The organism is Xanthomonas sp. SI, from assembly GCF_014236855.1.
Lineage (GTDB): Bacteria > Pseudomonadota > Gammaproteobacteria > Xanthomonadales > Xanthomonadaceae > Xanthomonas_A.
The window spans coordinates 3,655,119-3,673,943 of record NZ_CP051261.1 but is presented as its reverse complement, the minus strand read 5'-3'; the positions used below and the strand labels follow the sequence as shown (position 1 = coordinate 3,673,943).

Genomic DNA, 18,825 nt, shown 5'->3' with positions numbered 1-18,825 from the left:
AGCGCTGATTTAAGCGTGATGGTAGCTGCGATCCCACGCCAATGCGCAGCGAGGTCTGCATGGCGCGAGCGGTGAACATGTCGAGGCTGTCGCTGCCGTGCTGCCTTAGTCACGCACTTTCGGTATTCTGCGCTTTGGCATAGGCGTCTTCGCCGCCATTAAACCCGCGTCGCCCGACTTTCTCGCCATCGCGCAGCAGCACAAGCCGCCAGTCGATGATCTGCGCCGGCGCCGGCGACGGCGACGGCGCCAGCGACGGCGCCAGCGGTTCCCCGTACACTGCCTGCCAAGCGTCTTCCAACAGCTTCGTGATCGACGGATCGTCGTCGCGTTCGCCGCGGATGGGCTCAGAAATATTTACTTTTGCTCTGATGCCTGCACCGCCTTCGGCGCCTCCCACCCGCACATCTGCCCCTGGTTCTGCTGCTTGAGCCACTCCTGCATCGGCGCGAAGTATTCCAGCAGCGGGGCGGCGTCGAGCTTGTCGTTGCCGGTGAGTTCCTTCAGCGTCTGCTGCCAGGGCTGGCTGCCGCCACGTTGCAGCATCGACCAGAACTTCTGCCCGGCTTCCTTGTTGCCGTAGAAGGTGCACTCGTACAGCGGACCCTTGTGGCCGGCCGCGTCGCACAGGCCCTTGTAGAACTGGAACTGCAGGATGTGCGACAGGAAGTAGCGCGTGTACGGGGTGTTGCCGGGCACGTGGTATTTGGCGCCTGGATCGAAGAAGTCCTCGCCGCGCGCCGTCGGCGGAGCCACGCCCTGGTACTTGGCCTTCAGTTCCCACCATGCCTGGTTGTAGTGCTCCGGCGCGATCGAGCCGTCGAACACGCCCCAGCGCCAGCGGTCGATCATCAGTCCGAACGGCAGGAACGACACCTTCGCCAGCGCCATGCGCATCTGCGCGTTGATCAGCGCCTCGCGGCTGAGCTGCGGCGCTTCGACCAGGCCGATCGAATGCAGGTACTGCGGGGTCATCGCCAGCACGATGGTGTCGCCGATCGCCTCGTGGAAACCGTCGTTGGCGCCGCCCTGGAACAGCGGCGGCAGGGGATTGTAGGCAAGGTCGTAATAGATGTGGCCGAGCTCGTGGTAGATGGTGGTGAAGTCTTCCTCGTTCGGCTTGATGCACATCTTGGTGCGCACGTCGCCGGCCATGTCCATGTCCCAGGCGCTGGCGTGGCAGACCACGTTGCGCTCCAGCGGCTTGATGAACTGACTGCGCGCCCAGTAGCTGTCGGGCAGCTTGGGCATCGCCAGCGAGGTGTAGAAATCCTGCGCGCGCTCGGTCATCTGCTTGGCGCTCTGCAGCTGCGCGTCGCGCTGGGCCATGAACCGCGCTTCCGGCGAGGTGTCGCCATTGCGCCGCGCCAGCGCCGCGCCGAGGTTGCTCTGGTACTGCTTCTCCAGCGTGTCGGTGATGTCCAGGCTGCCGGCGCCGGGGTAGGGCTGCAACAGGTCCCACAGGTTGCTCCAGTCCTGCTGCCACATGTTGCCGAGCAGGTGCGCCGGCAGCAGGCCGCCGGCGACCTCGCCCTTGTCCTTGCCGTACTCGGCGTCGAGCTTGCCGCGGGTGTAGCAGTGCAGTTGCTCGTACAGCGGCTTGACCTGGGCCCACAGCCGGTCGGTCTCGGCGGCGATCTGCGCCGGCGGCATGTCGTAGCCGCTGCGCCACATCGCGCCGGTGTCGGCGTAGCCCATTTCGCGCGCGCCTTCGTTGACCAGTTCGACGAAGCGCTGGTAGTCCTTGCGCATCGGTTGTGCGGTGCCGTGCCAGCCTTGCCACGCATCGAGCTGCTGGTCGTAGTCGCGGCTGCGGCTCAGCACGTCCTCCAGTTCGCCCAGTTGCCGGCAGCGGCGCGCGTCGCCTTCGCCGGTGCAATAGGCGGCCGCGCCATAGGCGCCTTCCATCTTCGAGGCCAGCGTGGCCAATTCGGCCAGCTTGGCCGGGTCGCGCGGCGCCGGCATCGCGGTCATCAGCTTCAGCAGCTGCAGCGCACGCGCGCTGTCGGCGGACATCGGCTTGCCTTCGTAGCGCTTGGCCTGCGCGATCCAGCCGTTGAGCGTGGTCAGCCAGCGCTCGTTGGCCTTGGATACCAGCCGCTCCGAATCGCCGTTGATGTAGGTGATCGACAGCCATTGCGCCGAGGTCAGCTCCGGCAGCAGCGCGCGGTATTCCTCGTTGATGCGGGCGACGAACTGGTCGGCGCTCTCGCCGGGCGCGGCCGGCGCCGGCGCGGTGTCGGTCTCGGTGGTCGCTTCCTTGCGGCACGCGGACAGCGCAAGCACGCTCGCGCCGATGCACAGCGCAAGCAGCAGAGGGCGATGGTTCACGGCGGATCCCTTCGGTGACGAATGCGACGAGGCTAGTGGTCCGCCCCGCCCGCCGCAAGGGCCGCCCGCGTCGACTGCGCAGGTGGCGCGCCGCCACCGCGGTCGCTTAGCGGCTTCCGGTGCCGGCGGCGATTGCGCTGCCGCTACCCGCGCAAGGCGCGAACAGGTCGCGCGAACGTTCGTAGACCCCGGTCTTGACCTGCATCAGCCCCAGCACCGACGGGAACAGGTTGTCCTGGTCGGCGTACTGGCGCGAACGCGCACGCACGCAGGCCAGGTCCAGGCCGCGGTCGCTGGCGAAGCCGGGCGAGAACCACATCACCATCGGCACGTGGGTCTGCTCCTGCGGGGCGATCGCATACGGCACGCCGTGCAGGTACAGGCCCTTCTCGCCCAGCGATTCGCCGTGGTCGGACAGGTAGATCATCGCGGTGTCGTAGTCGGGCATCGCTTCCAGCGTGGACACGGTGCGCGCCAGCAGGTGGTCGGTGTACAGCAGCGAGTTGTCGTAGGCGCTGGCGATCTGCTCGCGGCTGCAGTTGCCCAGGTCGGCGGTATCGCAGGTGGGCGTGAAGCGGCGGAAGCTGGCCGGATAGCGTTCGAAATAGCTGGGGCCGTGGCTGCCGAGCTGGTGCAGCACGACCACGCGGTCGCCGGGCTTGGCGCGCACCTGCGTGGCCAGGTCCTGCAGCAGGATCTCGTCCATGCAGCGGCCGTCCTTGCACAGCTGGGAGTCCTTGGCGTCGTCCAGGCGCTGGATCGTCAGGCCGTCGCACACGCCCTTGCAGCCGGACTGGTTGTCGCGCCACAGCGTGGCGATGCCGGCGTGCTCGAGCACGTGCAGCAGCGACTGGTGCTTGCGGATGTTGCCTTCGTTGTAGTCGTGGCGGCCGAACGGGGAGAACATGCACGGCACCGAGACCTCGGTGCTGGTGCCGCACGAATGCATGTCGGGGAAGTTGATCACGTCCATCTGCGCCAGCTGCGGCGTGGTCTGGCGCACGTAGCCGTTCAAGCCCCAGTTCTGCGCGCGCGCGGTTTCGCCAAGCACCACCACCAGCAGGCGCGGCTTGCCGCCGGGCGCGCGCGGCGTGGCGATCGCATCGTGTTCCAGCGGCAGCTTCGGCGCCTTGTGCGTGGGGCTGTCGGACTTGAGGTTCTGCCGCAGCGCGACCAGGTAGTTGATCGGCGTGGCCAGGTAGCGGATCTCGCGATGGTTGCGCATCATCGCCGACAGATCCTGAAACGACAGCATCGCGCCGACGCCGCCCAGCGCAAGCATCGCCAGCAGGAAGCCGGCGCGGATCGCCAGCGCCCTGCCTGGCGGACGCCGGATCAGGCGCAGCCGCCACAGCGCCAGGATCGGCAGCGCGGCGTAGAACAGCAGCGGCGCGATCAGCGCCGGGGTCATCAGTTCGCGCGATTCCTTGTGGTCGGTGGCCAGCACGTTGCGCAGCATGTCCGCGTCCAGGTAGACGCTGTAGCTGTTCATGTAGTGCGCGGCGAACGCGGTGGTGAGCAGCAGCAGGCTCAGCACCGGCTTGGCTACGCCGCGCCACAGCAGCAGGCCCAGCAGCAACCCGTGCACCGACAGCAGCAGCAGGAACAGCGACAGGCCCAGCTTCAGGTCGCCGGGATGGCCGCTCATCGCGCTGCGCCAGAACATGCCGTTGCAGACCAGGGCGAAGAACGCGCTGGCCGCCAGCGCCAGCGCTTCGTTGCTGAGCAGTGGGCGATAACTCCACCAGTGGGTCCGGGACTGGCTGCCAGGATGGGGCAGGGACATGCTCATGCGCGGCTTTCCTTCACGACAGGCAAAGCGACATGCATGGATCGGGCCGAAACCTGCGGCTGCCACAGCAGAACGCGGTACAGGCCCAAGGCCACGCCCCAACTCAGGGACAGCGTCCACAGATCGTGGGACAGGAAGTGCGCGCCGCGCAGCTGCTGGCCGAGCCCGAACAGTAACCCGGCGCCGAGCCCGACCGCCAGCGCCGGCCAGCGCCAGGCCGGCTTCAGCGCCAGTGCGACGAAGTACAGCGCCACCCAGGCGTAACCGGCGCTGGAATGCCCGGCCGGGAAGCAGGCCGCGTGCGGCATGCCGGCCGGCCGCGCCTCGAACAGGCCGATGTAGGGCAGGTGGCCGCCGTAGCGGCTCAGGTCCCACGGGCAGTCCATGTGGGTCAGCGACTTCAGCAGCGACACCACGCCGGTGCTCAACGCCACCGCCAGCGCCAGGTACAGCAGCGGCAGCCGGTAGCGCTGGCCGTCGGCGCGGCGCCAGGCCCAGACCGCCAGGGCGGCGGTCGCCACCCAGGCCAGAGTGCTGAGCAGCTTGCCGTCGTGATGGATCAGGCTGCGGGTCAGCGCCGCGTTCTTCAGCGCCCAGTGGCCGCCTTCCCAGCGGTACAGCAGGTCGGCGAACCAGAAGTCGCCGCCCAGGCCCATCAGCACGGTGCTGGCCAGCAGTGCCGCGGCCAGCGGCAGCCACAGATGCCGGCGATAGAACGCCGACGGCGCGGGCAGCACGGAGACGGCGGGCAGGGGCAGGGAAGGACTGTGCATGGATGCAGGCGGGCTGGACGCGCGAACGGTGGCGTGTGTCATGGTGTTGCGCTCCTTGTCGGAGACCGGTCGGATTGGGGCGCCGCAGGCGCGGCGCTTCAGCCCAGGTTGCCGTCGCGGTATTCGGGTTCCGTCCAGGTTTCATCGAGATTCGATCAAGACGCAGCGTTCCGACCGCGTTCCGACGCGCATCCGCTAGCATGGCGCCATCCCCCGTCGTCCCGGAATGCGAGCGAGTGCCATGCGGCTGTTGGTGATAGAGGACAACCGGAACCTGGTCGCGAACCTGTTCGATTATTTCGAGGTGCGAGGCCACACCCTGGACGCGGCGCCGGACGGCGTCACCGGCCTGCACCTGGCCACCACCCAACACTACGACGCGGTGATCCTGGACTGGATGCTGCCGCGCCTGGACGGGCCGCAGGTGCTGCGCGCGATGCGCGAGCAGCACCACGCCGAAGTGCCGGTGATCATGCTCACCGCGCGCGACGAGCTGCCGGACAAGATCGCCGGTTTCCGCGCCGGCGCCGACGATTACCTGACCAAGCCGTTCGCGCTGCCGGAACTGGAAGTGCGGCTGGAGGCGCTGCTGCTGCGCGCCAACGGCCGCGGCCGCAGCAAGCTGCTGCGCGTGGGCGACCTGCAACTGGACCTGGGCACGCTGGAGGCGACCCGCGGCGGCCGCACCCTGCACCTGTATCCGGCCTGCCGCAAGTTGCTGGAAGTGCTGATGCAGGCCAGCCCGGCCGCGGTCACCCGCGACCGCCTGGAGCAGGCGCTGTGGGGCGACGAGCCGCCGGACGGCGACATGCTGCGCTCGCATATCTACGACCTGCGGCGCAGCGTGGATGGCCCGTTCGCGACCAAGCTGATCCACACCCTGCCGCGCATCGGCTACCGGCTTGCGGTGGTGGACCCGCACGAGCAAGAGCATGCCGCGTAGGACCGGGCTGCGGCAACGCATCACCCTGTGGCTGGTCGGCTATGCGGCGCTGCTGTCGCTGGCGGTGTTCGTGCATGGCTACATCGTCAACGACCAGGCCGAGCAGCTGACCTGGCGTTCGCTGCTCAGCTCGGAACTGGAACATTTTCTGGCGCGCAGCGCGGTCGATCCGGACTACCGCTGGATCGACACCCGCACCGTGAGCCTGTACGGCGACGAAGGCGGCGAGCCGCTGCCGCCGACGGTGGCGGCGCTGGCGCCGGGCCTGCACGACGACGTGCCGCTGGAAGGCCGCGACAAGGTGGTGCTGGTGCAGGACGTGCACGGCCGCCGCCTGGCGCTGTCGCTGGACATCACCGAGTTGCAGAAGCACGAGGAGAACCTGGCGCTGTGGATGCTGCTGTCCAACGTGATCGCGGTGCTGCTGCTCGGCGCGCTGGTGGCCTGGGGCCTGGGCCGGGTGGTGCAGCCGCTCACCGACATGGCGCAACGCATCGGCAGCCTGCGCCCGGACCGGCCGGGCCAGCGCATCGACGTGCATCCGCGCGCCAGCGCCGAACAGGTGGTGATCGCCGATGCGTTGAACGACTACCTGCTGCGCAACGACCTGTTCGTCGAGCGAGAGCGCGCCTTCATCGACAGCACCAGCCACGAATTGCGCACGCCGGTGGCGGTGATCGGCGGCGCCGCCGAACTGGCGCTGGAGCAGTCCGACATCCCGCCCAGCGCGCGCAACCAGCTGCTGCGCATCCGCCGCACCGCCAGCGGCGTCGGCCAACTGATCTCGTTGCTGCTGGTGCTGGCCAAGGACCCGGCGCGGCTGGCGCGCGGCAGCGACCTGGTGCGCCTGGACCAGTTGCTGCCGGACATCGTCGAAGACCATCGCCACCTGTGCGCCGACAAACGCCTGGAACTGGTGCTGGCGCCGTTGCCGCCGTGCGAGGTGCTGGCGCCGCTGGCGATCGTGCAGGCGGCGATCGGCAACCTGCTGCGCAACGCGATCGAGAACAGCGACCAGGGCATGATCCAGATCGCGATGCCGGCGCCGGGCGTGGTGCGCATCGACGACCCCGGCCACGGCATGGCGCCGGAAGAGATCAGCGCCATCTACATGCGCATGGCCCGCGGCGGCGGCCGCGAGGGCAGCGGCATCGGCCTGGACCTGATCGCGCGCCTGTGCGAGCACCTGGGCTGGTCGCTGCAACTGGATTCGGATGCGGGGCAGGGCACGCGGGCGACATTGGATCTGCGTCCGGCATTGAAGGATGCTGGGGCGGCGTAGCGCGTTGCCTCGTTTGCACCGGAGCGGCATGGGCATGGGCATCGGCTCGCGGCTATTGCCGCGCAACCTGTACCGCAACCTGTAGGAGCGGCTTCAGCCGCGACCGCGTCCGCAGCTGGGTTGCCATCCATGCCCTGATGGCATCCGAAGCCCGTGCGCTATCCCGCTTCGTTCGTCGCGACTGAAGTCGCTCCCACAGTGGCTTGCGGCAGATTGGCTGGTGCACTGTGGGAGGGACTTCAGTCCCGACTGCATGCGTAGCCGGTTGGCATCCGTGCTTCGTTCGTCGCGGCTGAAGCCGCTCCTACAGTGGCCTGCGGCAGATTGGCTGGGTGCACTGTGGGAGGGACTTCGGTCCCGACTGCGTGCGTAGCCGGCCGGCATCCGTGCTTCGTTCGTCGCGGCTGAAGCCGCTCCTGCAGTGGCTTGCAGCAGATTGGCTAGGTGCGCTGTGGGAGGGACTTCAGTCCCGACTGCATGCGTAGCCGGTTGGCATCGGTACTTCGTTCGTCGCGGCTGAAGCCGCTCCTACAGTGGCTTGCGGCAGATTGGCTGGGTGCATTGTGGGAGGGACTTCAGTCCCGACTGCATGCATAGCCAGTTGGCCTCCGTGCTTCGTTCGTCGCGGCTGAAGCCGCTCCTACAAGAATTCGGAAGCCGAGGGATTGCTTGCGCGGGCCTCAGGCCTGCTGCGGCAGCAAGCCACGTTGCAGCAGCCAGGCGCGCGCGTCTTCGGCGTCCTGTTCGAACCAGGCCCGTGTCGAACCCAGCCGGTAGGTGTAGCCCCAGGTATCCATGTCGGCCATCAGCCGCGCGCTGCCGACGCCGGGCAGCGCGTCGGCCAGCACGATCTGCAGGTAGCAGGTGGCGTCCTCTTCCTCGACCGAGTCGGTGGCGTCGGTATGCACCAGCGCGCGCCGTTCCGGCGGCAGCACGATCAGGTGGCAGGCTTCGTGCAGCAGCGAATGCACCGGTGTGTCGTCGCGCACGTACACGTCGCTGGCGATCACGCCGGCTTCCGGTTCGCCCCAGTAGCTGCCGGGAATCTTGGCGCCGTCGGCGACCCGGTGCAGCATCAGCCCGTGCCGGGCCAGCAGCGCGCGCGGCGCGTCCAGGCCGATGGCGCCGACGGTCAGGACCTCGGCAGCGGGTGCGGAGCGGGAGTCGTCGGTCTGCATCGGAAGGTCGGCAAGGAGGGACGGCGCGAGAGGCAATCGGCAACGCATTGGCGGCGGTTGGGCCGGCCGACAGCGCGACTACCGTGCCGCTCGAACTCGTGCGTTCGGTGAGCGCAGCTGGGGTGGTGCACGCAACCATGGCGCATTTCGGGCGCCGCAGTGCATTTTCGTGGGGACGTTATGTCGAACACACCACCGAACAACGTGGCTCAGGCTGCGCGCCACGGTCGCTATCCACGACCGCAGCACGCTGCCCGGTTCAGGGCGTCGGCCCTTCCGGCAATGCCACCGAGATATCGAGCACGTCGTGTTCGCCGTCCTTGACCAGGTCCACCTTGACCGCGTCGGCGTCGATGTTGACGTACTTCTTGATCACTTCCAGCAGTTCGCGCTGCAGCAGCGGCAGGTAATCCGGGCCGCCGCGGTGGTTGCGTTCCTGCGCGATGATGATCTGCAGGCGGTTCTTGGCCGTCTCGGCGGTGTTCTTCTTGGCCTTGAGAAAGTCGAATAGTCCCATGCTCACCCTCCGAACAACTTGGTGAAGAAGCCCTTCTTCTCCACGGAGATGAAGCGCATCGGGCGCTCTTCGCCCATGATCCGGGCCACGGCGTCGTCGTACGCCTGGCCGGCCGGGGACTCGCCGTCCAGGATCACCGGCTCGCCCTTGTTGGAGGCGTTGAGCACGTCGCCGGATTCGGGGATCACGCCGATCGCCTTCAGCCCCAGCACTTCTTCCACGTCGGTGATGCTGAGCATCTCGCCGCCTTCCACCCGGCCCGGGCTGTAGCGGGTCAGCAGCAGGAACGCCGGCACGGTCTGGCCTTCCTCGGCCTTGCGGGTCTTGGAGTCGAGCAGGCCGATGATGCGGTCGGAGTCGCGCACCGAAGAGACTTCCGGGTTGACCACGACCACGGCGCGGTCGGCGAAGTACATCGCCAGGAACGCGCCCTTCTCGATGCCGGCCGGCGAATCGCAGACGATGTATTCGAAGCCTTCGGCGACCAGGTCCTTGAGCACCTTCTCCACGCCTTCCTGGGTCAGTGCGTCCTTGTCGCGGGTCTGCGAGGCGGCCAGCACGTACAGGTTGTCGAAGCGCTTGTCCTTGATCAGTGACTGCTTGAGCGTCGCCTCGCCGTGCACCACGTTGACGAAGTCGTACACCACCCGGCGCTCGCAGCCCATGATCAGGTCGAGGTTGCGCAGGCCCACGTCGAAGTCGATGACGGCGACCTTCTTGCCGCGTCGCGCCAGCCCGCAGGCCAGGCTCGCGCTGGTGGTGGTCTTGCCGACGCCGCCCTTGCCGGAGGTGACTACGATAATTTCAGCCAAAGGAATGTCTCCTGATACGTTCGGTTGTAGGGCCGCGTCAATCTTGCGCGGCGATCTTGATCTGGTCCTGCTCCAGCCAGACCTGGACGGCCTTGCCACGCAGTTCCTTGGGAATATCGTCCAGCACCTTGTAGTGGCCGGCGATGGCAACCAGTTCGGCGTGGAAGTCGCGGCAGAAGATCCGCGCCTCGGTGTTGCCCTGCGCGCCGGCCAGCGCGCGACCGCGCAGGCTGCCGTAGATGTGGATGCTGCCGTCGGAGATCACTTCGGCGCCGGCGCCGACCGTGGCCACCACGGTCAGGTCGCAGTTCTCCGCGTACAGCTGCTGGCCCGAGCGCACCGCGGTCTTCTGCATGCGGCCCGGCTGCGGGCGCGCCGCAGGGCGGGCGGCGGCGGGGGCGGCGGCGAGAGCGGGGCGGGCGCGGCGGCGGGAGCGCCGCCGTCGATGCGCTCGTACTGGGCGCGGAACTTGGCCAGCAGCGGCAGGCCCAGCGCCTCGGACAGCTGTTCGGTCTCGCGGGTGCCATAGGCCAGCGCCACCGGCAGCACGCCGGCGGCGCGCAGGCCTTCCAGCAGCGCGCGCGCGGTGGCGGTGTCGGGCGTCTGCGCCAGGCCGCCGAAATCGATGATCACCGCGGCGCGGCCGAACAGCTTGGGCGCGCGCTGCACGCGCTCGCGCATTTCCTGGGTCAGGCGCGCCACGTCCAGGGTGCGGATGCGCAGGTTGGCGATGCCGACCTGGCCGATCTTCAGTTCGCCTGCCTGCTCGAAATCCAGATTCACCGACGACACGCTCAGGTCCCGGTCGGGCGCTGGGCCCGCTGCAGGCGACGGGCATGGCCGACCCAGGGCAGGTCGGGCAACTGCTCGCCGTAGGTCTCGCGGACCCAGGCGTAACTGCACAGATCCTTCAACAGCATGCTGGCACGCACTTCCACCTCGTTCATCGTGTTCTGGCCCACTTCGCGGAAACCGAAGCTGCCGTGGAACAGCAGCGCCGCGTCCGCGCCATGGTCCAGGAAAACCTCGCACGCCAGCTGCGGGTAGCGCAGCTCGGCGTAGCTCTGCACGTCGGCATAGAACGCGCGGCCGACGCCACCGCCGCGGCGGCGGCTGGCCACCACGATGCGGTCGATATAGAAGAAGGCCGGATAACGCTCGCGAAACCAGGCGAAATTGCTGCTGTCGTGATCGCTGTCGCCGCCGAAGCCGACCAGGAAGCCGGCCAGGTTGCCGTCGCGCTCGGCGACGCGGAAGTATTCTGCGGTTTCGTAGAAGCGGTGCAGCTTGGCCGAATCCAGCGGCAGGATCGCCAGTCCGGCGTTGTTGTTCAGGGCCAGGACCGAATCGAGCTCGTGCTCGCGCACGTCGCGGATGACGATCGACATTGGGACTCCGTTGCTGATGCGCGCGCGGCCAGATGCGGACCGCCAGCCGGATTATCGCACGCGTGGCCCGGGGCGGCGAGCCGCGCATGCATGACTTCCGTGGGAGTGCATTGCGCGCCGTTCATCCTAAGATGCGTGCATGTTGGGAAACCTCAGCCATACCCGCGTCCTGCGCTTCGCCGGCCTGTTCACCTGGGCCATGATCGCCATGCCGCTGGTCTACACCTACTGGATCCCGGAAGAGGGCTTGAACCGGCGTGGCGGCTGGGAAGCGGCGATGATGTCCGGCTTCTTCATCGCCTTCGGCGGCAGCTACTACTGGCTGACCCGCGGGCTGGGCAGCGGCGGCCACGCGCATTGGTACGATCGGCTGATCCTGCTGCTGCTGACCGTCTGCGCGCTGGCGGTCAGCTATCTGACCGGAAGCGGGCTGGGCAGCATCCTGATGATGGTGGCGGCGGGGGTGATCCCGTGGCTGCTGCCGGTGCGGATCGGCGTGCTGTGGCTGGTGCTGAGCCAGTTGGCGGTGCTGCCGGTGTACTACCTGCTGGTCGGCTTTCCGATGTTCGACGCGCTGATGCAGTCGCTGCTGTACGGCGGCTTCTCCATGTTCATCTTCGTCACCAGCCTGGTCGCGCGGCAGCAGGCGCAGGCCCGCGAGGAGCAGCGCCAGCTCAATGCCGAGCTGCGCGCCACCCGCGCGCTGCTGGCCGAAAGCGCCCGGGTCAACGAGCGCACCCGCATCTCGCGCGAGCTGCACGACCTGCTCGGCCACCACCTGACCGCGCTGAGCCTGAACCTGGAAGTGGCCGGCCACATCACCGAGGGCCGCGCCCAGGAGCATGTGCACCAGGCGCATACCCTGGCCAAGCTGCTGCTGACCGACGTGCGCGAGGCGGTCAGCCATCTGCGCGACAGCGGCGCGATCGACCTGGCCGCGGCGCTGCGGCCGCTGGTCGAGCGGGTGCCGTCGCTGCGGATCCACCTGCAGGTGGACGAGCCGCTGACCGTCGAGGATCCGGAGCGCGCGCATGTCTTGCTGCGCTGCACCCAGGAAATCATCACCAACACGGTGCGCCACGCGCAGGCCGACAACCTGTGGATCCAGGTGCGCCGCGAAGGCCCGCAGGTGGTGATCCGCGCCCACGACGATGGCCGCGGCTGCGAGGCGCTGCTGCCCGGCAACGGCCTGCGCGGCATGCGCGAGCGGCTGAGCCAGTATGGTGGCAGCCTGGAAATCGATGCGCCGCAGGGCACGGGCTTCCGCCTGCGCGCCTCGGTCCCGAGCGCGGCCGCTTTGCTGCCGCCCGCCGTTTCACAAGGAGTGTTGTGATGATCCGTGTCTGCCTGGTCGACGACCAAACCCTGGTGCGGCAGGGAATCCGCTCGCTGCTGGCGTTGGACGGCGGGATCGAGGTGATCGCCGAGGCCAACGACGGCCGCCAGGCGGTGGAGCTGATCCCGCAGGTGAAGCCGGACGTGGTGCTGATGGACATGCGCATGCCGGCGATGTCCGGGCTGGAGGCGCTGCAGATGCTGTCGCGCAACGGCACGCTGCCGCCGACCATCATCCTGACCACCTTCGACGACGACCAGTTGGTGCTGGCCGGGCTCAAGGCCGGGGCCAAGGGCTACCTGCTCAAGGACGTGTCGCTGGAACAGCTGGTCGGCGCGATCCGCGCGGTGGCCGCCGGCGGTTCGCTGGTGCAGCCGGCGGTGACCCAGCGCCTGCTGTCGGGCCTGGAGCACATGCGCAACGACTTCGTCAGCCTGGACCGGCCCGACCCGCTGACCGACCGCGAGACCGAGATCCTGCGGCTGATGGCCAGCGGCTTCTCCAACAAGGAGATCGCCAACTCGCTGGGCGTGGCCGAGGGCACGATCAAGAACCACGTGTCCAACATTTTGTCGAAGTTGGGTGTGCGCGACCGCACCCGGGCGGTGCTGAAGGCATTCGAGCTGCAGTTGGTCTGACGGGCCAGGATGCCCAGCCGGCGCAGCGCGCCGGGCCGGGCGTTCGCGCGCGCCGACGTCGCGCCAGCCTTTGTGGGAGCGACTTCAGTCGCGACGAACGCAGCGGCAGGCCCGCCGAGCCTGGATGGGGTCAGAGCCGATGGCCTTTGCGTCACACCGTCCCGGACGCATTGGTCTGGCCGCCCGGCCCGGCGGCATCGCTCGCGCGCAGGCGCAAAGGCCGCGCCGAAGCTGGCTGGCCTGCAGCGCCGCGGCCCCGCGCCAACCCTGTCGGCCACTGTTTGCGCGACAATGGTCTGGTCGCCGGCTGGACCGTGCGGCGGCGCTGTGCACGGCGCCTTCGCGGGGAATTGGCCACTGTGCTGAATTCCGCGCCGCGATGTGCATGACCACGAACCGCGAAGCCTGCTAGGATGGCCGCTTCGCTTCATTAACCCGGCCGTGGGATCGGCCCCGGAGACCTCCTGAATGACCCGTATTATCGAATTCCTGATCGCACTGGGGATCGTGGCTGGCCTGTTCGTCATCGTCGGCCTGGTGCTGCCTTCGGAGCGTCACATGTCCGAGAGCGTCGAAACCAATCGGCGCATGACCATTGTCTATGACACGGTGAACAGCCTGCGTCGTTTCAAGGACTGGAACCCTCTGGTGCTACGCGATCCGCGTATCCAACTGAAGCTTTCCGGTCCTGAAGCCGGCGTCGGCGCCCGCCTCGACTACACCTCCAGCGAGGGCTACATCGGCAAGGGCAGCTGGACCATCACCTCGACCGAGAAGAACAAGCAGGTCGTCATCGGCATCGAAGACGAGAGCAAGGGCAGCGACAAGACCACGTCGTTCAAGCTCGAGCCGACCGGCAAGAGCGGTCGCAACGTCAAGATCACCCAGGACTACACGGTCAAGTACGGCTGGGACCTGTTCGGTCGCTATGCCGGCCTGTACGTGAGCCGCCATGTCGGCGACGACATCAAGCTGGGCCTGTCGCGGCTGAGCAACGTGCTGGCCACCGTGCCGAACGTCGACTACCGCGCCGAGGAAACCCCGCTGACCGACCTGAAGGTCGTCGACGTCCCGTCCGAGGATCTGCTGGTGGTCAACGCCGGCAACATCGACCGCGACAACGACTCCATCAAGAAGTCCATCAAGGACAACCAGGAGTGGATCAAGCGGGTGATGGACGCCAACGGCCTGGAAGCGGCCGGTCCGGTGCGCATCGTTACCACCGATTTCGGTTCCGACAAGTACGCCTTCGACGTGACCCAGCCGGTGCGCAAGCGTGCCGGTGGCGCGCCGAAGCCGGACGCAGCGGCCAAGCCGGAAGAGAAGAAGGACGATGCGGCTGCTCCTGCAGCTCCGGTCGATGCGACCCCGGTTGCCGCCAGCGGCGATCCGATGAAGCTGACCATCCCGCAGGGCGCGCCGGTCACCTACCTGCGTACCGAAGCGCACCGTTCCGCGTTCGCCAGCTACACCGGCCACATGGCGGGCCTGGATGCGGCGCGCAATGCGGTCCGCGCCTGGGCCGCCACCAGCGGCTACGACGTGACCGACCGTCCGTACGAAGCCTGGAAGGGCGGCGTGGACAAGGCGTTCACGCCGGAAGGCACGTACGACATCTACTGGGCGATCAAGTAAGCCGTCGCCTGGATGGATGAGTGACCCGAAACGCGCCGCTTCTTGCGGCGCGTTTCGTTTGTGGGGCCGGAAACCGGCCGCAACGGAGCACCGTCATGCTGAATCTCGATCGGCGTTCGCGCAAACGTTCCTGGCTGGCCTGCGCCGGCGGCCTGTTGGCAGCCGCCGCGATCGGCCTGTCCGCCTATGCCTCGCACGGCGTCGCCGAGCCGCTGGCGCAATCGCATCTGCAGACTGCGGCCCTGTACGCGTTCGGCCATGGCCTGGCGCTGGCGGCACTGGCTCGCAGCAGCGAACGCCTGCTCGGCCGCGCCGCCTTGGTGCTGTTGCTGCTCGGCACGCTGCTGTTCTCCGGCAGCCTGGCCGGCAACGCGCTGGCGCAGTGGCCGACCCGGCTGGCCCCGGTCGGCGGGACGACGCTGATGCTGGGCTGGGCGCTGTACGCGCTGGATGCGCTGAGGCGTTGAGATGCCCCGTCACGCGCGCGGATTCGACACCCAGGCCGCCTACGACTATCTGAGCCGGCGCGACCGCAAGCTCGGCGCGTGGATGCGCCGGATCGGCCCGATCGCGCCGCAGCCGGGCTGGGCCAAGCCGTTCGATCCGGTCGATGCGCTGGCGCGCGCGATCCTGTTCCAGCAGCTCAGCGGCAAGGCCGCGGCGACCATCGTCGGCCGCGTCGAGGCGGCGATCGGCAGCCCCCGGCTGCATGCCGACACGCTGGCGCGGATCGACGATCCCGGCCTGCGCGCCTGCGGCGTGTCCGGCAACAAGGCGCTGGCGCTGCGCGATCTGGCGCAGCGCGAGGCGGCCGGCGAGATTCCTTCGTTGCGCAAACTCGCCTTCATGGACGACGAGGCGATCGTGCAGGCGCTGCTGCCGGTCCGCGGCATCGGCCGCTGGACGGTGGAGATGATGCTGCTGTTCCGCCTGGGCCGTCCCGACCTGCTGCCGGTGGACGACCTGGGCGTGCGCAAGGGCGCGCAGCGGGTGGACACGCTGGAGCAGATGCCCACGCCGCAGTCGCTGGACGCGCGCGGCGAACGCTGGGGTCCGTATCGCAGCTATGCCAGTTTCTACCTGTGGAAGATCGCCGACTTCAGCGACGCCACCAAGCTGCCCACGCCGCGTTCGCAGGAGTAGGGTCGCGCGGCATCGTGATGCTCCTCTGTAGGAGCGGCTTCAGCCGCGACCGGGCGTTACCGGGGAGGAAGGTCCCGGTCGCGGCTGAAGCCGCTCCTACAGGTTTGGTCGCAGGCTGCGGCGGTGCTCGGCAGCACGTCCTGCGCCGCGCGCGCCATCGCCTCCGGCTTCATGCCGGCAAATACTTGTCCCACAGCCGATTGCGGAAGCGGTGCTGCGGATCGATGCGGCGCTTGATCTGCGCGAACGCCTCGGCTTCGGGGTAGGCCGCGGCGAACTGGCGCGGGGTGGCATGCAGCCGGTACGGCAGGTAGTAGCGGCCGCCGTGCGCCAGTGCCGCATCGATCAACTGCCGGGTCCACACCGCCGCGGCCCGGTCCGGGGCGGCGCCGCTGCGCTGCTTGTAGTACAGCACGAAGGAGAACACCGGCTGCGGCGCCCAGCGCAGCAGCGACACCGTGTCGACAGGCGAGTGGCGGATCGAGACGTTGAGCGCGTTGACCTCGTGGCGGCGCAGGATCGCGCCCATCTCGCGCGCGAATGCGGCGAACGCCGGCAGCGGCAGGAAGTATTCCTGCAGCAGGTAGGTGGACATGCGCCGGGTGCGCGGTTCCAGCGAGCGCGCGTCCAGGCTGGCCTGGCAATTGCGGCGCATCACCGCCGGCGTGTGCAGCAGCGGTTCGGTCTGGTAGCGCTCGCGCAACGACTCGCCCAGCGGCAGTTCGGAGGCGGCCCAGATCAGGTTCTGATCGCGCGCGTAGTCCTGCCCGCGCGGCACCAGCCGGCGCGTGTCGGTGGGCGTCGCGTCGCTGCGCAGCCAGGTCACCGCCAGCGGGCGATCGAAGTGCGGCGGCATCAGGTCGGCGTTGTGCATCACCGCGCGCGGGTCGGCGGCGATGCGTTCGGCGAAGAAGGCCGGATAGTCCGCCAGCGCCACGCGCTGCGCATGCCGTTCCAGCATGTCGTTGCGGGCCAGCGACAGTTCCACTTCGGTGACCACGCCGAGGCCGCCGTAGCCGCCGATCGCCGCGGAAAACAGCTCGGCATCGCGCTCGCGGTCGAGCTCGTGCACCTCGCCCTGCGCATCCACCAGTTGCAGTGCCTGCACCGTATGCGCGATCGGCCCGGCATGCAGGTAGCGGCCATGGCAGTTGACCGCGACCGAGCCGCCGACGCTGAAATTGCTGTAGCTCTGCATCACCGCGACCGCCAGGTCGTGCGGGTCGATCAGGTCCTGCACGTCGCGCCAGCGCATGCCGCTGCGCACGCGGATGCGCTGCGCGGCCGGGTCCAGACGCACCAGCCCGACCAGTTCGCGCAGATCCAGATGCAGCGAGCCGGCGGCGCCGATCTGCCCGCCCATGCTGTAGCGCGCGCCGCCGATCGAGACCGCGCCGCGGCTGTCGCGCAACAGCGCGGCGACTTCGGCCACGCTGCGCGGCGTGGCGATGCACGCGACCGCGGTGCGGTCGATGCCTGCGATATCGGTGACCTGCGCCGCGGCGGCGGTCTCGCGCCGGCAGCCCGGCATCGCCAGTGCGGCGCCGGCGCCTAGCAGGGCGGCGGTGGTCGCACGGCGCTGTTTGTCGATGTGCTCGTCCATAAGCAAGGTGTTCTCAGTGGGATTGGCAGGGGTGTACGTCAGTCAATCGGCGACCAGTTCCACCTGCGTCTGCACGCGCACCCAGGCATCCTGGCTGGGATCGTTGAGCGTGGCGTGCAGCGTATAGGTGCCGAGCGGATCCGCCGGTTCGAAGCGCAGCTGCAGCGACAGCGGTGCCAGTTCCAGCATGCCGGGCGCGGCCGGTTTGCCGCCGGTGGTCAGCGGTCGCGCAGGTTCCTGCAGCGCGACCTGGCCGTCCGGCCCGAGCATGCGCAGGCTCAGTCGCGCGTCGCAGGCGCCGTCGTTGTTGGGGCTGGGCGCGCAGCCCGAATACAGCACGACCACGCGCAGCGGTTCGCCGCGGCGCACGCGGGTGGCCGTGCGCAGTTGCGGGCCGTGGCTGCTGTCGGTCTCGGTCCACTCTTTCCCGAAACGCGCGAATGCGGCTTCGTCGGCGACGTGGACCGTCGCCGCGAAGTTCTTGTCGTGCGCGCGCTCGGCGCTGTCGGCGACGGGTTTGCCCTGGCGGTCGTGCCACTGCGCGGAGGCGTCGAACGACAGGAGCAGCAGTCCGAGGGCGCAACACGCCAGGCCGCCGCGCCATTGACGCTCTACACGATGCTCCATGCCGACCTTCATGCCGACGCTCCCGCATGCCAGCGCCAATGCCAGGGTTCGTAGACGATGCCGTGCGGATTGTCGCGCGGATAGCTCATCCGGTAGCCGAAGCCGGCGGCATGCGCGCGCAGCCAGGCGAAGGCCGCGGTGCGCTCGAAGCTCTCCTCGGCCGGCGGCTCGCCGGGCGTGCCGATGTCCAGCGCATCGCCGCTGTGGTGTTCGCTGTAGCCGGGCGCGGCATTGACCTGCAGGATCTGCTGCAAGCTTTGCCCGCGCGCGAACTTGCGCGCGAAGATGCCCAGTTGGTAGTCGTGGCTGCGGTAGCCGGAGATCGCTTCCAGCACCACGCCGTCGCGCGCGGCGGCGCGCTGCAGCGCCGGCCAGGCGCGCGCGGCGCCGGCGCTCAGCCACAGCGGGCGCCGGTAGCGGTCGCGGCCGGCGCCATGCAGGGTGGCGGGTTCGGCCTGCAGCGGCAGGCCGGTGCTGCGCGCATAGTCCTCGGCGTCCAGGCCAAGGCCGGTCAGGCGTTCGTGCAAGGCGCTCAGCGGCAGCAGCCCGGCGTCGCCGGGTTGCCGGCGCAGGGGCAGGGCGTCGAGGCGATCCAGTGCCGCATCGATGCCGGGTTCGTGCATCAGCCGCGGCAGCAGCGCGTGCAGGCCGTGCGCGGAGGCGGCCGCCAGGTAGCGGCCGTCGCACTTGCGCCGCAACAGCCAGGTCGCCTGCGCGAGCAGGCGCGCGTCGACGTTGCCGCGCGCGCGCAGCAACCCGGCCGGCAGCAGTTCGATGCATTCGGTATTGAGCAGCAGGGCGGGAGCGGGGCGCATCCGCACAGGGTA

General features: G+C 68.8%; 18 protein-coding genes and 1 pseudogene. 7 read left to right on the top strand and 12 right to left on the bottom strand.

Features of this window, described 5'->3' with window-relative positions:
• Positions 1 to 109: 109 nt before the first annotated feature.
• The 4 genes from HEP75_RS15360 to HEP75_RS15345 all read right to left on the bottom strand — a co-directional run bounded on the left by HEP75_RS15360 (position 110) and on the right by HEP75_RS15345 (position 4,938).
• Positions 110 to 400: a hypothetical protein gene (locus tag HEP75_RS15360; protein ID WP_185824106.1), complete on the bottom strand. Its 291-nt coding sequence runs from the start codon at positions 398 to 400 to the stop codon at positions 110 to 112.
• Entirely contained in the window at positions 358 to 2,331 is a 1,974-nt protein-coding gene (locus HEP75_RS15355; RefSeq protein WP_185824105.1) for a M2 family metallopeptidase, read from the bottom strand. The genes HEP75_RS15360 and HEP75_RS15355 overlap by 43 nt, the downstream gene beginning before the upstream one ends.
• A 106-nt stretch (positions 2,332 to 2,437) precedes the next feature.
• Positions 2,438 to 4,123 carry a phosphoethanolamine--lipid A transferase gene (locus HEP75_RS15350; protein WP_185824104.1) on the bottom strand — a complete coding sequence of 562 codons (1,686 nt, stop codon included), beginning with the start codon at positions 4,121 to 4,123 and terminating at the stop codon, positions 2,438 to 2,440.
• Positions 4,120 to 4,938, bottom strand: a complete 819-nt coding sequence (locus tag HEP75_RS15345; protein WP_185824103.1) for a phosphatase PAP2 family protein — start codon at positions 4,936 to 4,938, stop codon at positions 4,120 to 4,122. The genes HEP75_RS15350 and HEP75_RS15345 overlap by 4 nt, the downstream gene beginning before the upstream one ends.
• 199 nt (positions 4,939 to 5,137) lie before the next feature.
• Between HEP75_RS15345 and HEP75_RS15340 the strand changes: the two genes are divergently transcribed.
• The gene (locus HEP75_RS15340) at positions 5,138 to 5,839 is read left to right on the top strand and encodes a response regulator transcription factor (protein WP_104557661.1); all 702 of its coding nucleotides are present in this window, start codon (positions 5,138 to 5,140) and stop codon (positions 5,837 to 5,839) included.
• Positions 5,829 to 7,121 carry a HAMP domain-containing sensor histidine kinase gene (locus HEP75_RS15335; RefSeq protein ID WP_185824102.1) on the top strand — a complete coding sequence of 431 codons (1,293 nt, stop codon included), beginning with the start codon at positions 5,829 to 5,831 and terminating at the stop codon, positions 7,119 to 7,121. The genes HEP75_RS15340 and HEP75_RS15335 overlap by 11 nt, the downstream gene beginning before the upstream one ends.
• Positions 7,122 to 7,801: 680 nt before the next feature.
• Here the strand turns inward: HEP75_RS15335 and HEP75_RS15330 are convergent.
• The 5 genes and pseudogenes from HEP75_RS15330 to HEP75_RS15310 form a co-directional block, all read right to left on the bottom strand.
• Positions 7,802 to 8,299 carry a hypothetical protein gene (locus HEP75_RS15330; RefSeq protein WP_185820701.1) on the bottom strand — a complete coding sequence of 166 codons (498 nt, stop codon included), beginning with the start codon at positions 8,297 to 8,299 and terminating at the stop codon, positions 7,802 to 7,804.
• 259 nt (positions 8,300 to 8,558) lie between these two features.
• Positions 8,559 to 8,816 carry a cell division topological specificity factor MinE gene (gene minE, locus HEP75_RS15325; protein WP_009608870.1) on the bottom strand — a complete coding sequence of 86 codons (258 nt, stop codon included), beginning with the start codon at positions 8,814 to 8,816 and terminating at the stop codon, positions 8,559 to 8,561.
• A 2-nt stretch (positions 8,817 to 8,818) separates the two neighbouring features.
• Positions 8,819 to 9,628: a septum site-determining protein MinD gene (gene minD, locus HEP75_RS15320; RefSeq protein WP_185813539.1), complete on the bottom strand. Its 810-nt coding sequence runs from the start codon at positions 9,626 to 9,628 to the stop codon at positions 8,819 to 8,821.
• A gap of 37 nt (positions 9,629 to 9,665) precedes the next feature.
• Positions 9,666 to 10,420: pseudogene (gene minC, locus HEP75_RS15315) on the bottom strand (septum site-determining protein MinC).
• Between the two features lie 2 nt (positions 10,421 to 10,422).
• Positions 10,423 to 11,016 (bottom strand): GNAT family N-acetyltransferase, encoded by a 594-nt coding sequence (locus tag HEP75_RS15310; protein WP_179570765.1) that lies wholly within the window; start codon positions 11,014 to 11,016, stop codon positions 10,423 to 10,425.
• A 139-nt stretch (positions 11,017 to 11,155) separates the two neighbouring features.
• Between HEP75_RS15310 and HEP75_RS15305 the strand changes: the two genes are divergently transcribed.
• The 5 genes from HEP75_RS15305 (at position 11,156) to HEP75_RS15285 (ending at position 15,768) form a co-directional block, all read left to right on the top strand.
• Positions 11,156 to 12,349 carry a sensor histidine kinase gene (locus HEP75_RS15305; RefSeq protein WP_185813537.1) on the top strand — a complete coding sequence of 398 codons (1,194 nt, stop codon included), beginning with the start codon at positions 11,156 to 11,158 and terminating at the stop codon, positions 12,347 to 12,349.
• A complete protein-coding gene (locus HEP75_RS15300) occupies positions 12,349 to 12,990 on the top strand; it encodes a response regulator transcription factor (protein WP_003465620.1) in 642 nt (213 codons plus the stop codon). Before HEP75_RS15305 ends, HEP75_RS15300 begins: the two co-directional genes overlap by 1 nt.
• Before the next feature lie 468 nt (positions 12,991 to 13,458).
• Complete coding sequence (locus HEP75_RS15295) at positions 13,459 to 14,625, top strand: polyketide cyclase (protein ID WP_185813536.1); 1,167 nt, start codon at positions 13,459 to 13,461, stop codon at positions 14,623 to 14,625.
• Positions 14,626 to 14,720: 95 nt separating this feature from the next.
• Positions 14,721 to 15,092: a DUF423 domain-containing protein gene (locus HEP75_RS15290; RefSeq protein WP_185824101.1), complete on the top strand. Its 372-nt coding sequence runs from the start codon at positions 14,721 to 14,723 to the stop codon at positions 15,090 to 15,092.
• A 1-nt stretch (position 15,093) separates the two neighbouring features.
• Positions 15,094 to 15,768, top strand: a complete 675-nt coding sequence (locus tag HEP75_RS15285; RefSeq protein ID WP_185824100.1) for a DNA-3-methyladenine glycosylase — start codon at positions 15,094 to 15,096, stop codon at positions 15,766 to 15,768.
• Between the two features lie 169 nt (positions 15,769 to 15,937).
• Here the strand turns inward: HEP75_RS15285 and HEP75_RS15280 are convergent, their stop codons facing one another.
• From HEP75_RS15280 to HEP75_RS15270, 3 genes are read right to left on the bottom strand one after another with little or no spacing between them, the layout of a single operon-like run.
• Entirely contained in the window at positions 15,938 to 17,371 is a 1,434-nt protein-coding gene (locus HEP75_RS15280; RefSeq protein ID WP_185824099.1) for an FAD-binding oxidoreductase, read from the bottom strand.
• A gap of 42 nt (positions 17,372 to 17,413) precedes the next feature.
• The gene (locus tag HEP75_RS15275; RefSeq protein WP_185824098.1) at positions 17,414 to 18,010 is read right to left on the bottom strand and encodes a hypothetical protein; all 597 of its coding nucleotides are present in this window, start codon (positions 18,008 to 18,010) and stop codon (positions 17,414 to 17,416) included.
• Positions 18,007 to 18,813 carry a M15 family metallopeptidase gene (locus tag HEP75_RS15270; protein ID WP_185824097.1) on the bottom strand — a complete coding sequence of 269 codons (807 nt, stop codon included), beginning with the start codon at positions 18,811 to 18,813 and terminating at the stop codon, positions 18,007 to 18,009. The genes HEP75_RS15275 and HEP75_RS15270 overlap by 4 nt, the downstream gene beginning before the upstream one ends.
• Positions 18,814 to 18,825 lie beyond the last annotated feature (12 nt).

Coding starts and splice junctions, on each gene's coding strand:
- HEP75_RS15295 (WP_185813536.1), top strand. CDS start 13,459: ATGACCCGTATTATCGAATTCCTGATCGCACTGGGGATCGTGGCTGGC.
- HEP75_RS15270 (WP_185824097.1), bottom strand. CDS start 18,813: ATGCGCCCCGCTCCCGCCCTGCTGCTCAATACCGAATGCATCGAACTG.
- HEP75_RS15290 (WP_185824101.1), top strand. CDS start 14,721: ATGCTGAATCTCGATCGGCGTTCGCGCAAACGTTCCTGGCTGGCCTGC.
- HEP75_RS15350 (WP_185824104.1), bottom strand. CDS start 4,123: ATGAGCATGTCCCTGCCCCATCCTGGCAGCCAGTCCCGGACCCACTGG.
- HEP75_RS15345 (WP_185824103.1), bottom strand. CDS start 4,938: ATGACACACGCCACCGTTCGCGCGTCCAGCCCGCCTGCATCCATGCAC.
- HEP75_RS15340 (WP_104557661.1), top strand. CDS start 5,138: ATGCGGCTGTTGGTGATAGAGGACAACCGGAACCTGGTCGCGAACCTG.
- HEP75_RS15335 (WP_185824102.1), top strand. CDS start 5,829: ATGCCGCGTAGGACCGGGCTGCGGCAACGCATCACCCTGTGGCTGGTC.
- HEP75_RS15275 (WP_185824098.1), bottom strand. CDS start 18,010: ATGAAGGTCGGCATGGAGCATCGTGTAGAGCGTCAATGGCGCGGCGGC.
- HEP75_RS15305 (WP_185813537.1), top strand. CDS start 11,156: ATGTTGGGAAACCTCAGCCATACCCGCGTCCTGCGCTTCGCCGGCCTG.
- HEP75_RS15330 (WP_185820701.1), bottom strand. CDS start 8,299: ATGCAGACCGACGACTCCCGCTCCGCACCCGCTGCCGAGGTCCTGACC.
- HEP75_RS15280 (WP_185824099.1), bottom strand. CDS start 17,371: ATGGACGAGCACATCGACAAACAGCGCCGTGCGACCACCGCCGCCCTG.
- HEP75_RS15285 (WP_185824100.1), top strand. CDS start 15,094: ATGCCCCGTCACGCGCGCGGATTCGACACCCAGGCCGCCTACGACTAT.
- HEP75_RS15300 (WP_003465620.1), top strand. CDS start 12,349: ATGATCCGTGTCTGCCTGGTCGACGACCAAACCCTGGTGCGGCAGGGA.
- HEP75_RS15310 (WP_179570765.1), bottom strand. CDS start 11,016: ATGTCGATCGTCATCCGCGACGTGCGCGAGCACGAGCTCGATTCGGTC.
- minE (WP_009608870.1), bottom strand. CDS start 8,816: ATGGGACTATTCGACTTTCTCAAGGCCAAGAAGAACACCGCCGAGACG.